The organism is Natrialba sp. INN-245, assembly GCF_009807105.1.
Classification (GTDB): Archaea; Halobacteriota; Halobacteria; order Halobacteriales; family Natrialbaceae; genus Natrarchaeobius; species Natrarchaeobius swarupiae.
Genome location: NZ_WUBV01000036.1, coordinates 49,809 through 63,689 on the forward strand (window position 1 = coordinate 49,809; position 13,881 = coordinate 63,689).

The 13,881-nt window shown below is 61.1% G+C and carries 17 protein-coding genes and 1 pseudogene; 7 read left to right on the top strand and 11 right to left on the bottom strand.

Annotation, left to right across the window (positions count from 1 at the left end):
- The 10 genes from nuoK to GRS80_RS10720 form a co-directional block, all read right to left on the bottom strand.
- Positions 1-306, bottom strand: a complete 306-nt coding sequence (gene nuoK, locus GRS80_RS10675) for an NADH-quinone oxidoreductase subunit NuoK (RefSeq protein WP_149082442.1) — start codon at positions 304-306, stop codon at positions 1-3.
- Complete coding sequence (locus GRS80_RS10680) at positions 303-770, bottom strand: hypothetical protein (RefSeq protein WP_160047543.1); 468 nt, start codon at positions 768-770, stop codon at positions 303-305. Before GRS80_RS10680 ends, nuoK begins: the two co-directional genes overlap by 4 nt.
- Positions 767-1,048 carry an NADH-quinone oxidoreductase subunit J gene (locus GRS80_RS10685; RefSeq protein ID WP_160047544.1) on the bottom strand — a complete coding sequence of 94 codons (282 nt, stop codon included), beginning with the start codon at positions 1,046-1,048 and terminating at the stop codon, positions 767-769. The genes GRS80_RS10680 and GRS80_RS10685 overlap by 4 nt, the downstream gene beginning before the upstream one ends.
- A 2-nt stretch (positions 1,049-1,050) precedes the next feature.
- Entirely contained in the window at positions 1,051-1,512 is a 462-nt protein-coding gene (locus GRS80_RS10690; protein WP_160047545.1) for an NADH-quinone oxidoreductase subunit I, read from the bottom strand.
- The gene (locus tag GRS80_RS10695; protein ID WP_149082446.1) at positions 1,509-2,594 is read right to left on the bottom strand and encodes a complex I subunit 1 family protein; all 1,086 of its coding nucleotides are present in this window, start codon (positions 2,592-2,594) and stop codon (positions 1,509-1,511) included. The genes GRS80_RS10690 and GRS80_RS10695 overlap by 4 nt, the downstream gene beginning before the upstream one ends.
- Positions 2,591-4,249 (bottom strand): NADH-quinone oxidoreductase subunit D, encoded by a 1,659-nt coding sequence (locus tag GRS80_RS10700; protein ID WP_160047546.1) that lies wholly within the window; start codon positions 4,247-4,249, stop codon positions 2,591-2,593. Before GRS80_RS10700 ends, GRS80_RS10695 begins: the two co-directional genes overlap by 4 nt.
- Positions 4,246-4,953 (bottom strand): NADH-quinone oxidoreductase subunit B, encoded by a 708-nt coding sequence (locus GRS80_RS10705; RefSeq protein ID WP_149082448.1) that lies wholly within the window; start codon positions 4,951-4,953, stop codon positions 4,246-4,248. Before GRS80_RS10705 ends, GRS80_RS10700 begins: the two co-directional genes overlap by 4 nt.
- Positions 4,950-5,363, bottom strand: a complete 414-nt coding sequence (locus GRS80_RS10710; protein ID WP_149082449.1) for an NADH-quinone oxidoreductase subunit A — start codon at positions 5,361-5,363, stop codon at positions 4,950-4,952. The genes GRS80_RS10705 and GRS80_RS10710 overlap by 4 nt, the downstream gene beginning before the upstream one ends.
- A gap of 388 nt (positions 5,364-5,751) precedes the next feature.
- Positions 5,752-6,390: an AIR carboxylase family protein gene (locus tag GRS80_RS10715; RefSeq protein WP_160047547.1), complete on the bottom strand. Its 639-nt coding sequence runs from the start codon at positions 6,388-6,390 to the stop codon at positions 5,752-5,754.
- Between the two features lie 118 nt (positions 6,391-6,508).
- Positions 6,509-7,684, bottom strand: a complete 1,176-nt coding sequence (locus tag GRS80_RS10720; protein WP_160047548.1) for a 5-(carboxyamino)imidazole ribonucleotide synthase — start codon at positions 7,682-7,684, stop codon at positions 6,509-6,511.
- A gap of 110 nt (positions 7,685-7,794) precedes the next feature.
- Between GRS80_RS10720 and GRS80_RS10725 the strand changes: the two genes are divergently transcribed.
- The 7 genes and pseudogenes from GRS80_RS10725 (at position 7,795) to GRS80_RS10755 (ending at position 13,030) form a co-directional block, all read left to right on the top strand.
- A complete protein-coding gene (locus tag GRS80_RS10725) occupies positions 7,795-8,589 on the top strand; it encodes a class I SAM-dependent methyltransferase (RefSeq protein WP_235019714.1) in 795 nt (264 codons plus the stop codon).
- A gap of 227 nt (positions 8,590-8,816) precedes the next feature.
- On the top strand, positions 8,817-9,641 hold the full coding sequence (locus tag GRS80_RS10730; RefSeq protein WP_160047550.1) for an IS5 family transposase: 825 nt from the start codon (positions 8,817-8,819) through the stop codon (positions 9,639-9,641).
- Between the two features lie 190 nt (positions 9,642-9,831).
- A pseudogene (locus tag GRS80_RS10735) lies at positions 9,832-10,271 on the top strand (IS1595 family transposase); the annotation flags it as partial.
- Positions 10,272-10,526: 255 nt separating this feature from the next.
- Positions 10,527-10,721 carry a cold shock domain-containing protein gene (locus GRS80_RS10740; protein ID WP_006087710.1) on the top strand — a complete coding sequence of 65 codons (195 nt, stop codon included), beginning with the start codon at positions 10,527-10,529 and terminating at the stop codon, positions 10,719-10,721.
- Positions 10,722-11,142: 421 nt separating this feature from the next.
- Positions 11,143-11,565, top strand: a complete 423-nt coding sequence (locus GRS80_RS10745; RefSeq protein ID WP_160047551.1) for a hypothetical protein — start codon at positions 11,143-11,145, stop codon at positions 11,563-11,565.
- A 500-nt stretch (positions 11,566-12,065) separates the two neighbouring features.
- Complete coding sequence (locus GRS80_RS20705) at positions 12,066-12,455, top strand: hypothetical protein (protein WP_235019715.1); 390 nt, start codon at positions 12,066-12,068, stop codon at positions 12,453-12,455.
- A gap of 128 nt (positions 12,456-12,583) precedes the next feature.
- A complete protein-coding gene (locus tag GRS80_RS10755) occupies positions 12,584-13,030 on the top strand; it encodes a hypothetical protein (RefSeq protein ID WP_235019725.1) in 447 nt (148 codons plus the stop codon).
- Here the strand turns inward: GRS80_RS10755 and GRS80_RS10760 are convergent.
- Positions 13,018-13,854 (bottom strand): alpha/beta hydrolase, encoded by an 837-nt coding sequence (locus GRS80_RS10760; RefSeq protein ID WP_343161533.1) that lies wholly within the window; start codon positions 13,852-13,854, stop codon positions 13,018-13,020. The genes GRS80_RS10755 and GRS80_RS10760 overlap by 13 nt on opposite strands.
- Between the last annotated feature and the right edge of the window lie 27 nt (positions 13,855-13,881).

Sequence of the window (13,881 nt, forward strand, 5' to 3'; positions counted from 1 at the left end):
TTACCACCTCATCGTCGTCGGAACCGTGACGTCGACGTCACGGAAGTTGCGGTACAACACCAGGATGATCCCGAGTCCGATCGCGACCTCCGCGGCGGCAAGTGCCATCACGAACAGCGCGAGCACCTGCCCGGTGAGATTGCCGTGGTAGAACGCAAAGGCGATCAGATTGATGTTCGCCGCGTTCACCATGAGCTCGACGGACATCAGGAACATCAGTGCGTTTCGGCGCGTCAGAATACCGAACAGCCCGATGCAGAACAACAGCATCGAGAGGAGCACGTAGTACTCGATTCCGACCGTCATCGGGACTCACCTCCGTCGCTCGAATCGACGGTCGCCGTCGACGCGTCGGAGTCGCGACCGCCGTCGGTGGCGGTCGATCGGTCGTCCGCGGCCGCGGCTCCGGTGCCGGCGGCGCTCGTGGAATCCCCACTTCGGCTGATGAGTGCCGTGACGGACTCACCGCTTTCCTCGCGTTTCGCGAGGACGAGCGAGGCGTCGAGCGCCGCGTCGAGCGTGATCGCGATCAGCAAGAACGCCGCGAGAAACGCTTCGGTCTCGCCGATCGCGCCCTCCTCGGATTGCAGCGGCTCGAGGTCGAACATGGCGTAACCGATCTCGGAGGTGATCGAGATCCCATCTGGAAAGCCGGCCATCCCGCCGAACTGTGTGTTCCACGCGATCAGTCCCATCATGCCGAAGAGGACGACCGCGAGGAGGCCTGGGGCGAGCGTGGTGCCGAGCCTGAGTTCCGGTCGTCTCGTCATGGCTGTACCACCTCGTCGGAGTCCGCGGCTGTCTCGGGTTCGTCACGCTGGGTCAACATCACGGCGAACGTGATGAGGATGAGCACCCCGCCGACGTAGACGAGGATCTGCATCATGGCGACGAACTCCGCCGCCAGCATCACGTAGTGGACGGCGACGCTGAGTAGTGCGACGCCGAGCATCAGCGCCGAGTGCCAGGGGTCCTTCAGGAGGACCACGCCCAGCGCGCTGGCGACCGTCACGAACGCAAACAGCGCGAACGCGATCGTTTCCATCATTGTTACTGGTAGTCGACCTCCCCTTCACCTTCGCCGATCCACGCGCCCCGGTCGGGTTCGCGCGACTCGAGCGGGTCGATGTCCTTGTACCACGGGACGGCCTTGAGCTGTTCTTTGTTGTAGACGAACTCGTGTTTCGTGTCGGCGGTGAACTCGAAGTTCTGCGTGAGCAAGATGGCGTCGACGGGACAGACCTCCTCACAGAGCCGACAGTAGATACACTGTCCGATGTGGAGGTTGTACTGTTCGCCGTTTCGCTGGTCGTCCATCACGATCTGGATCGTGTCGTTCGGACAGACCTTCTCACACTGACGACACCAGATACAGCGCTCCTGGCTGAACTTGTGGACGCCTCGGAACCGGGGTGAGACGTCCGGTGCGGTCTCGGGGTACTCGACGGTGAACGTCGAGCCGCTCAATGCGTGTTTCATCGTCGTCGCCATGGATTTGAGTAGTCCGATCATGCGATCACCCCCACGATTGCCGCGGTGAGTGCAAGGTTCGCAAAGGAGAGGACCAGCAGGCCCTTCCAGCCGATTTCGATCAGTTGGTCGATACGTACACGCGGGATCGCCGAGCGGAGCCACTGCGTGAGCAAGAAGACGGCCCAGATCTTCAGCAGGAACCAGACGATGCCCAGTTCGGCCGGACCGGGTCCAGCGGGTCCGCCGAGGAAGATCGTCGCGATGATCGCCCCGCCGAGGAAGATGTGGAGGAACTCGCCTAAGTAGACGAGCACAAAGTAGACCGAGGAGTACTCAGTCTGGTAGCCAGCGATCAGCTCCGCAGGTGCTTCGGGCATGTCGAACGGGTTCCGTCCGACCTCGGCGAAGTTTGCGATCAGGAAGAGGACGAACGCGAACGGGTTGACCAGCGCGTACCACGACGGGATCGAGACCACGCCGAGGTCGACGAGCGGTTGTGCTTGCGCTTCGACGATCGTCCCCATCTGAAGCGAGCCGGCAAAGAGGACGACCGACATCCCGGTCACCACGAGCGGAATCTCGTAGGCGACGTTCTGTGCGACCGCCCGCAGCCCGCCGAGCATCGAGTACTTGTTGCCCGACGCGTAGCCGGCCATCACCAGTCCGATCGAAGCGATACCGGCGACGGCGAAGACGAACACGAGTCCGACTTCGGGATCCGCGAGGTGAATGCCGCTTCCCATCGGAATCACCGCGAAGCCGAGCAACGCCGACCCCGCGATGACGATCGGCGCGAGGTCGTAGGCCGGTCGGTCCGCGTTCTCCGGGATAATGTTCTCTTTCGAGAGGAGTCGGACCGCGTCGGCGACGATAATGAAGATACCGGCCGGGCCGAGGTGGTTGACCGCGATCCGGTCGGTGAACGCGGCAGTAATCTTTCGTTTCGCCCACGGGCCGGCAACGCCGGTCATCGCCATCATCAGGTTGGCGATGACGAACGCGCCTAGAAAGGCCGCGAGTAACTCGCCGGCGACACCGAATTCGCCGAGCCCGGTCAGGTCGGCGATCCGCTCGGGCAACAACACCGTGTCGCCGTTTTGAAGGGGAGTCACCGCGCTCATCGATCCACCTCTCCGAGTACGATGTCCAGGCTGCCAAGCGATGCGATCAGGTCAGGGATGTACTCTCCCTGTGACATCTCCTCTAGGGCTTGCAGGTTCGAAAAGCAGGGACTGCGAATCTTGAACCGCCCCGGCTTGTCCGTCCCGTCCGAGCGGATGTAGATGCCGAGTTCGCCCTTCGCGGCCTCGACCGCCCGGTAGACTTCCGCGTCCGCATCCGGTTTCAACGTTCGCGGCACGTTCGCCTGCACCTCACGGTCGTCCTCGGGCCACCCCTCGAGGACGTCGAGACACTGTTCGACGATCTTCGCCGACTCCTCGACTTCCTCCATCCGACAGAGCACCCGGGCGTAGTTGTCACAGCCGTCTCGCGTGACGACGTCCCACTCCAAGTTCTCGTAGTAGCCGTAGGGATCGTCGCGCCGAAGGTCGTAGTCGACGCCGGAGCCGCGGGCGACCGGTCCCGTACAGCCGTAGTCCTTCGCGACGTCGGGCTCTAGGACCCCGGTGTCGATACACCGCGTCTGGAAGATCTCGTTCGTGGTGATCAGGTCGTTGTACTCGGCGACCTTCGCGGGGAGTTCGTCGAGGAAGTCTCGGGTCTGTTCGAAAAACTCCTCGCGGGGTTCGGGCAGATCCCACGCGACGCCGCCGACGCGGAAGTAGTTGAACATCATCCGCTGACCCGTCAGGTCCTCTAAGATGTCCTGGACGAGTTCGCGGTCGCGGAACGTGTACATGAACGTCGCGGTGAACTCGCCGTAGACGTCGAGTGCGAACGTCCCGAGCGCGAGCATGTGCGAGGCGATCCGGCACAGTTCGGCGCCGAGCGTCCGGACGATCTGTGCGTACTCGGGTACCTCGATCTCTGCGAGATCCTCGATCGCGCGTGCGTACGCCCACTCGTTCAACAAGCCCGAGGAGACGTAGTCCCAGCGGTCGGGATAGGGCATGATCTGGTGACGGTAGGTGCCCTGCTGGCACATCTGCTCCTCACAGCGGTGGAGGTAGCCGATGTCCGGCTCGAGGTGGGCGATCGTCTCGCCGTCGAGAACTGTCTTGACGTGGAGGACGCCGTGAGTCGCCGGGTGGTGTGGCCCGACGTTCAGGAACATCGTATCCGACTCGGGATCCTCGTGGTCGGGCTCGAGCGGGTTCGCGTGTTCCGAGAGAGTGACGACCTGTGGTTTCTCCTGATCGTACCCCGCAGAGAGCGGGTGGCCCTGCCAGGTCTCCGGCAGGAGGATTCGACGGAGATCCGGATGGTCCTCGTACTCGATGCCGACAAGGTCGTAGGCTTCGCGTTCGTGCCAGTCTGCCGTCCGGTAGACCGGTTCGGCACTCTGGCTGACTGGGTAGTCGAGGGGCGTCGGGACGACGATACTCACCTCGTCGGTCGGGTCGGCGTACTTCTTCAGGTGATAGATCGTCTCGAAGCGATCCTCGTACTGCTGTGCGGTGATACACGAGCAGTGGTCGTAGCCAGCTTTCTCGCGCAGGTCGAAGAGGACGTCCTGTACGTCTTCCGGGTTGACGACGAATCCGGGTGCGTTGACGTGATCGTCGCGTGCGAGCGCGCGGGAACCGAGCAGGTTGGCCAGTTCGTCGACCCGGTCGGTCTCCTCCTCCGGCATCGACTCCGTTCCCGTGCTCATGGCGAATCAGCCCAGTTATAGCGCATGACCAGGTCGTCTTCGTCGATCTCGCTTGCGAGTTTCTGGACGAGTTCGTCCTCCGGAAGGTCGCCGAACTCCTCGAGTTCGTAGGGCTTGACGACGACGGGAGAGGACTCGCCGTTCTGGATCCGCTCTTGGAGTTTGAGGATGCCGTAGATCAGCGCCTCGGGCCGTGGTGGACAGCCCGGGACGTGGATGTCGATCGGGATGATCTCCTCGGCACCTTTCACGACGTTGTACCCTTCCTGGAACGGACCGCCGGAGATCGTACACGATCCCATCCCGACGACGAACTTGGGTTCGGGCATCTGGTCGTAGACGCGTTTCATGCGCGGCCCGAACTTCGAGACGATCGTCCCGGGGACGATCATGACGTCGGCCTGCCGCGGCGAGGCGCGGGGGACACCAGCGCCGTAGCGGTCGACGTCGTGTTTGATCGCGTAGGTGTGGATCATCTCGATGCTACAGCAGGCGATCCCGAACTGTAGCATGAACATCGAGTTGCCGCGAACCCAGTTCATGAACTGGTCGAACTTCGTGAGGATAAACGGCGACGTGCCGAACGCCTCCCGAAGCTTCGAGTTGAAGCGGTCGTCGGCCCCTTCACCCATCCGCGCCTCGCGGGTATCCGTCGACGGTGCGGTGCTCCCGTGGATCGTCTGTCGTGGTTCGTCGCTACTCATGATCGATTACCTTCCGCGTCCACCTGACGAGTCGTCTGTGCCCACTCTACCGCGCCGTTTCGCCACGCCCACGCGAGACCAATGAGCAAGATGACGACGAATGCAACCATCGGTGCGAGGATTTCGAACAGCGAGACGGCATCGGATTCGACGGCATCCAGATACACGACCGCCCACGGAAACAGGAGGACGGTCTCGATATCGAAGACGAGGAACAGAAGCGCAACCATGTAGTACTGGATGTTGAATCGGATGCGCGTCCCGCCCGTCGGGACCTCGCCACTCTCGTAGGTGGCACGTTTACTCGTTTCCGGAACGCTCGGCCGCAGGAGATACGATACCGCCATCATACCGAGCGGTATCAGAAGTCCCACGAGCGCCAGCGCCCCAATAGCTATCCAGTCGTTCATCTCCGTAACGTCCGGACGTTAAAACCGCACCCACATAAGGGTTGATTGTTCGTTTTTCCGGCCAAAACGGGCCAAGCAGTGGCTTCTGTCGAAGCGAAATTTCCCAGACGTTCACTCCAAACAACCAGCAGGTATCGAACGGTCGACCGCGTCGGTATCGTTCTGTTACTCTTGAACGTCAGATCGAGTGACGTTCCAGTCGAATCGCCAACGGGAATTAAACCGACGACGCACTCCGTCCGCCGAGTTCGACGCCTGGACATCAACAACGTAAGTTCCCCAACAGGTTTGCCGAATCGGTCGGCCACCGTTCGTTCGGAAAAGGGAATGTTACCGGTGAAACCGATCTCCGGAAGGGACGCTCACGACGCCAGACCGGCCGAACCGGTTACTCGGTAGTGTTCGAGAAGCGCTTCGTTCCGGCGTCGTGCAGTTCTCTCGAGACGTCGCCAACGCCGCCTCGAAGCCCCTCGTGATAGGCGACGAGCCGTTCACGAACGTCGTCGTGCTGGCGGGCGAGAATCTGGGCTGCCGACAGCGCGGCGTTGAACGACTTGCCCGCGTCGACGGCGACCAGCGGTGCACCGGTCGGCATCCCGATGACGCTGTCGACTGACTTCTCCTGGACCGGCACGCCGATCACCGGCAGCGGGTACGCGATCGACGCCGTCATGTTCGGCAGATCGGCCGACTTCCCACCTGCGCCCGCGATGATGACCTCGAGCCCCCGGTCTTCGGCCGTCTCGGCGTACGCCGTCATCAGGTCGGGCGTGCGGTGGGCCGAGGTGACGTACGTCTCGAAGGTAAAGCGCTCGTCCGGCGGGCTCTCGAAGTCCGTCTGCTCGGCGAAGCCGAGTTCGTCGACGAACGCGTCGTAGGCGCCGCGGCGTTTCCCGCCGGTCATCATCGTCTCGAGATCCGAGTCACTGCCCATCACGATGCCGACGTCGGGCGTCTCCTCGTCCGGGCGGTTCTGGTCGGCCTCTCGGTGCAACCGATCGATCAGGTCGCGAACGCTGTCGCTCATGTCAGGACGTGCTCGGGGCGAGAACTTCAATTCGCGGTAATCGAAACGCGGCTGGCTCGAGACGAGAGCGTCCGGTCGAGTTTGACCGAGATCGAGGGCGTTGGACGCCGGACGAGTGTTACGAGCGGAACGTCACGGCGTCCTCGAGTGATCGTGCCGTCTCGAGTAACTCCGCGACGTCGATTTCGTCGTCGCGTGCGCACACGGTGACGTGTCCCATCTTTCGGAGAGGCCGGGCCTCGCGTTTGCCGTACCAGTGGAGGTGAGCGGCGGGCGTCTCGTGGATCCGGTCGACGTTGTGGAGTGTTGCTTCTCGTTTCTGGTCCACGTCCGCGAGGAGATTCGCCGTGACGGTGGGGTTTCGGAGGTCCGTCGCGGCCAGCGGCCACCCGAGCACCGCCCGGACGTGCTGTTCGAACTGCGAACTGTGTGCGCCTTCGATCGTCCAGTGTCCCGAATTGTGCGGACGAGGGGCGATCTCGTTGAGCAGTATCTCGCTCTCTGCGTCGTCGCCCGCCACCTCGAACAGTTCGATCCCGTAGACGCCTCGTCCGTCCATCACCTCGAGAACGTCGGTCGCAACCTCGCGGGCTCGCTCCGCCGCGGCGTCGCTCGAGCGCGCGGGAACGATCGTCTCCCGGAGGATCTCCTCTTCGTGGACGTTCTCCCCGATCGGGAAGGTTGCGGTCTCGCCGTACCCCTTGGTCGCGATCACCGACACCTCGCGTTCGAACTCCACGAACGCCTCGACCATCGCGGGACCGGCGACCGACTCGAGGGCGTCCTCGGCCTCGTCTTTCGACTCGACGGGGACGTTTCCGCGGCCGTCGTAGCCGCCGGTCCGCGCTTTGAGCATCACCGGCGCGCCGTAGTCGTCGATCGCCTCGCGGACGTCTGTGGCGTCGGAGACCTCGCGAAACGGCGGGACCGGAACGCCGGCGTCCTCGAGTTCGCGTTTCTGGACGAGTTTGTCGTGGATCGTCTCGAGCGTCGCCGGCTTCGGATGGACCGGCGTTCCGGTGTCGTCGCCGACGCGCTCGAGGACGGTCTGGTCGGCCAGTTCGATCTCGAAGGTGAGGACGTCGGCCCGCTCGGCGAGTTTCCGAATCCCGTCCTCGTCGTCGAAGTCGGCGACGATTTGGTCGCCGGCGACGGTCGCCGCCGGACAGTCCGGCGTCGGATCGAGTACGACGATCTCGACGCCGAGCGGCGCGGCCGCCTCCGCGAGCATCCGACCGAGCTGTCCCCCACCGACGACGCCGACCGTCGGTCCCGGCGTCTCGAGCGTAGTCATTGCGCGGCGGTTGACGGTGACCGCGCTTAAGCATTCTCAAAGAGTACGGTGGGGATGGGTAGGGACGAGCTACGATACTCCTTTATACACGTCTTACCTTCGTTGGGGGAATGCGAACCGTGGCTGACGTAATTGATGCCGTCTCAACCGAACGCCGATCCCCATCAGGTGACGTTTACAGGCACCTCGCTCCGGTGTACGACGTTTTCGCACGAACGATTGATTACGATGCGTATGCATCGTTCATCAGGACGCACGAGCCCGAAGATACGACCGCTATTGGGCTGTTCGCCTGCGGGACGGGCCGGCTCCTTGCGACCGTCGCGGATCGTTACGAGATCGCTGTAGGGTTCGACAGAAGTTCCGCGATGCTTTCGCAGGCGACCGCGCGGACCGACGCGCCGACCATCGTCGCTGACCTCCGCACGTGCGTCGTTCCCGGGCGCTTCGACGTCGTCACGATCCTCGGCAATTCGCTCGTTCACCTCGCCCCCCAGGACAATGGCCCCGACCCGTTCCAGATCGTGCTTTCAAACGCGTTCGAGTCACTCCGACCAGGCGGCGTGTTGCTCTGTGACTTCATACCACCATCATCCGTGATCGACGGGCACGTCATGGAGGCAGTCGCGACAGATGATCCATACCAGATTACACGTACGATCGTGACCCGAGTGACCAACCGGGACGCAGGCGGGCTCGGGCCGGCCGGTCGGTATACGTACGCCTACAAGATCGAGGATCGCCGAACCAACCGAACCGCCCGCGTGAGTGCGACCGCCCCAATCCGTGGGTACCGACCGGCCAGCGTGTTGCGGACGGCGCTCGATGTCGGCTTCACGGAAGCGGCACTGGTCGAGTCGTCACCTGAAAGTGATGAAGCGCTCGCCGCGAGAAAACCAACGTAATCAAAAGCCGTCGCCGGTGGTTCCGAGATCGGTCTCTGATTATCGTAGCCACTGCAGGTTTTGCACACCTGATCGCCAGACGAAAAGCGCGGTTCGGAGTGTGCGCGGTTCGGAGCGAACGGAGTCGTTCGAACGACCATAGTGGTTCACAGTGCTGTATTGAAAATGGACGACAGCGGCGAGGCTAGGCTGTGCTTGGTAACGGATGAAGTCGGGAAGAGGGAGATATGGCAATCAACCTCCTCGACTTCGCTCGGAACTGTCGACGCCTGGCTAAACAAGCGTTTGGGTCACACGCGGGGAAACCCGCCTCCGGCGGGCTTCCCCGCTGGGTCCACGTCGTCGTTCACTGCTTACGAGTGGAAGAAGGCTGGACGTACCCGGAAGTGATCGATCGGCTCAGTCTCATGCCAGGGATCTGTGAGCTACTGGGATTGCTGCCGGAAGCGCTGCCCGATCCAACGACGTTCTGGCACTCGTTCGATCGATACGCGATGCGCGTCTGGCGGGCGTTGCTGCGCGTCTCCGCGCAGCAACACCCGAATTCTGGGCACGTCGCTCTCGACAGTACGTTCTTCGAACGGGGGCACGCCTCACACTACTACCTCAAACGCGCCGATCGGACGATCAAGACGCTCAAAGTGACGACGTTGACGGATACGGAGTCGTTGGCAGTGCTCGACGTCCACTGTTCGGCCAAATGGCGTCACGACACGATACTTGGCCGAAAGCTCGTCCGCCGGAATGCGGACGAGCTGGTCTCTGTGGCGGCTGATAAGGCGTTTCATAACTGGCCGATACGATACGAATACATGGCCGAGAGCATCGAGCCACTTCTCTTGCGAAGTGGCTCGACGCTCGGCCCGATTCTTCACAATACGTTGATCCGCTCGAATGGATACACGCAACGGTGGATGGCTGAAACGTCGTACTCCTCGACGAAGCGGTCGCTGGGGTCTGAGCTACGTTCACTTGGCTGGTACAGACAGTTCCGTGAAATTGTCCTCATGTTTGCTGTCCACAACATCGAAAACCTCAGTGAAACGCTCTAATTCCAGTGCCGTATGGCGTTTTCAATAGAGCAGTTCACAGAAGATTTAGGTATGCTTTGAGCTGGTAGGGTAATGGCGGGACAAGAAAAAGAGATCATCCTCACTGAGGTGACGGACGATCTCTTTCTCCCGGCCAGTCATTACGTCTCCAACTCGGAGTGGACCTAAAACTTCTGTGACTCACTATCCATCGCGCTCGCGTGGCCTATCAAAACGTAGACGAGGAAGCTATGACGGAGGTAAGCCACCTGTGTTTGTCCCCGTTGATCGCGGTAGCGATCAGCGATACGTCATCCCGTCGAAATCCGCCGACGAATCAACCGTGCGACTCCTCCTCGTGGTTCTCGAGGAGGAGTCGCTGACAGTCTATACCGACGGATTTCGTGCCTACGATCCATTAGAGAAGGACAAAACGTACCAGCGAGAAGCGGTTATTCATGGCGAAGGCGAGTACGTTGATCGAGACGCACACGTGAATACGTGGAGAGCCACGCGTCGCTGGCGCGACGGTGGCTCTCGCCCCATCGGGGTATCTCGAAGAACAATCTCACTGCGTATCTCAGACTCTTCGAACTTCGCCGGGAAATCCTACGCAAACCCGGGCGAGACGCCCTGAAAGAGATTATTTGAACTGTTCTCTGACTCACCAACAATGTCCTTCACAAGAGCTGGAGTGTACAAACGGCCAGCTGAACGTTGGAACTGGAGATACATCGAAAGCCTCCCAGTGTTATTCCGAATCGGACACTATCTACTCAACTGTTGCCGATCAGTGGCAAGTGTGGAGACATAATGGAGATCACCTGGACATACGGATATCTTCCGATGGGATTTGAAGACAAGTTCGGAATCCTTATCCGTGTACTCCTGCTTTGATGTATTGTAATGGCAAACGGTAACGTTGATTTCTTCAACGACACAGGCGGCTACGGTTTCATTTCGACGGACGACGCGGACGATGACGTATTCTTCCACATGGAAGACGTCGGCGGCCCGGACCTCGAAGAAGGCACCGAGATTGAATTCGACATCGAACAGGCCCCCAAAGGCCCACGCGCGACGAACGTCGTCCGCAACTAATTTCCGCTTCATTGTCGCTTCGGCGACCGTGAATGACGGTTTCATTTCTGAACGCGGACTGCTCAGTTCCCGTAGTGATATCTTCGTCACCTGTACTGGGCGGTCGCCACTTTCGAAAACCAAGCAGCACTCGTAGACCAAACAGCATTCTGAGACCAAATAGAATCTCGTGACGTACTCGTATCCTGCTGTTGGACGACGGAGCGAACGTCACGACCACCGGTCGAACGACTGTGCTGACATCCCTGTTCGACGCCCTATTTCCGGTAGTAAACACCAGCAATTATATTATCGTTCAGTTCATCTATCACGATGGAAGCCATCCACTCCAGAAAGCGAGCGTGGGGGCATACGCGTGAAATGCCCCGGGTGGTGCAACACCCGAGACGGTTGGCTTCCAAACCACCACGGTTTGGGTGCCATGCTTTCGTTACTCCTACCGAGACAAAAAGGTCTCGCACGACAGTACCGTATCGCGTTCGATCAGCGTGCGCTTCCGGGAAGCCGTCACGACGTCGGCCGTCCGCCTCGAGAGACGCATCTCGCGACGCCACCGGTCACGGGTCGGGGACTTGAGCAGACAACGGGGGCGATCCCGATGACCGCCAGCCGCGTGCCCGCCGTCGCGGCGGGTTCCGACGATCGGTCGGACCGCGTCTGCGCTCGCTGCAGCGATCCGATAGCCGACGGCCAGGTCATCTACCTTCAGGCGGTGCCCTGCGTCGAACTCACCGAGCGGTACGGCTCCGTTACGGAACCGTACTGTCCCGACTGCATCGCCGCCATCGGGATGCTCTCGTTCTCGACGGCGACTCGAGGCCACGCGCCGACGAACTCGGACTGACGTGCCGGTTACCGCCACATTCGAGTTGGTGGTAACCAATTCGATTGGTTTCGCTCTACGTGCCCACTCGAGACGGCCGATTTTCGTCCACCGACCGCATTTGTGCCCCAGCCGTGCGATTGGGTGGATACCGAGCGCCAGTATCTGTTCCGGAGTAGAGTCCTGTCGTCCCCCGATATATCAGTAATATTCTTTACTGTTGCACACAGATATGCATCTATACGATATATGAGATATTCGGGGAGAAGGAGTGTAAGACACTCCTCGCTATCGAGGCGGGCGATTCGATCTCGGGTGTCGCTCGGAAAATCGACGAAAACCGCGAGACGATTCGACGCGTCGTCAATCGGCTCGAGGATGCCGGATATTTCGTATACGACGACGGACTCGATCCGGTTGATCGGGAGATCCGAGAAGCAGCGCTGTCACTACTCGCGACGTCCGCTGACGTCTCACCGCCGTCGATCACCGAGGCCTACGTACTCCCACAGTTCGCGGGGATGGAGTACGCGTATACGGCGATCGATGCGGTCTACGTATGGACGCGAGGCGGATATCAGGTCGCGCGCGATCCGGACGACTATCCGTTGTTCATCGCTGTTCGCGCGCAGGATCTCGAGGACTGGGAGCGATTTTTCGACCGGTTCGGAATTCCGACGGTGCTAGACCGTATTCCCTCCACGGAAATCGACGGTCGATTGCAGGTCGTCGTCGAACCGCTCGAGCGAATCAGGGTGGAAACGGTGGATGGGCGTCCAGTGATTCCGTTATCGGAGACCGTCGAATTTGCTCGAGGGCACTACGCAACCTTCGAACCAGCACTGGAAATGCTCGATCGGATGTACGAAACCGTCGAGACGGGGGCAAAACACCGCCAGGATCCTGCCTGAGTATGAGCTATGAAGAACGAAGCGACGCGCTCATCGAACTCTTAGACGGGTTATAGGGGTCCGGAATTGGCTTCGTCCTCGTCGGCGGCTACGCGCTCAGCCGATTCGAAACGCGTTTTTCCACCGATCTGGATCTCGTCGTCGCGCCTCGCGACTACGACGAAATTATTAAATCTCTGACTAATAGGGGTTTCGAACGGACGGCCGACCCCGAGGTTCCGCCGGAGGAGACGATCTACGATCGCGAGATCCAACTGTTCGAGCGAACCGCGGGGCTTGCCCATCCGGTCGGTGTCGACGTTCTGCTCAATGGCCTCGGTTGCCGGCAGACCGGAGCCGAATGGTCGTTCTCCTATCTCCGAAAACACAGTACAGAAGCCGAGGTATCGGGTGGATCCCGATCGACGACGGCGAGAGTCGCCAACGGAGAAATTCTCGTCGCCGCCAGGCTTCACAGCGCTCGAAAAGCGGATCTGGCGGACGTCCTCGCGGCGGTTCCGAACGTCGATCTCGAGGAAATGGTCCTCGAGAAGACGATGGGTCGCCGTCGAGTCGCTGTCGATTACGAGAGATGACGAACCAGTGCTTCCGTTACTTCCGCACGTTCGTGGTGGACCCAGTGTGAGGCGTCGGGGAACGTCCGTAGTTGACCGTTCTCACAGTAGTCGAGGCTCTGTTCGGCCATCTCCGGCACGAGCCCGATGTCGTCTTCGCCCCAACAGATCAGCGTCGGCTGATCGACGGCGTCGCGTGGCGGGCGGTCAGAGCGGCGGAATCCGCGATACCAGTCGATCATTGGGCCGATGCCGTTGTGTCGCCAGGCCGCCCGGTAGCGATTGATCGTCGCTTCGTCGAACGTTCCCGGATTCGAACTCGTCTCGAGGACGGACCCCATCGTCGCCGCGTCGTTGCGACCCAGTATCCACTCGGGGATCTTCGGTAGCTGATAGAACCAGACGTACCAGCTCCGGACGAGCTGTCGGGGGCTGGATCGGAGGGTATCCCGGTACACCGTTGGATGTGGGACGTTGAGGATCCCGAGGCGATCGACCGTGGACGGCTCACGGAGTGCGACGTTCCAGGCGACGAACGCGCCGAAGTCGTGTCCGGCGACGTGTGCCGACTCACGTCCCTCGCTGTGAATCAGTGCACGGACGTCGGCGACGAGTTCCGATATCCGGTATGAGTCGATCCCGCTGGGAGCGTCGCTCAGATTGTACCCCCGCTGGTCCGGGACGAGCACGCGGAAACCGGCGTCGACGAGCGACGTGATCTGGTCGCGCCAGCCGTACCAGAAATCGGGGTAGCCGTGCAACAAGACGACCAGTGGAGCGTCGGGGTCGCCCGCGGCCACGACGTGTAATCCGACGCCGTTCACGCTCCGGTATGTAGATTCCACGCGGCTGTCGGCGAGTAACGAAGCGTC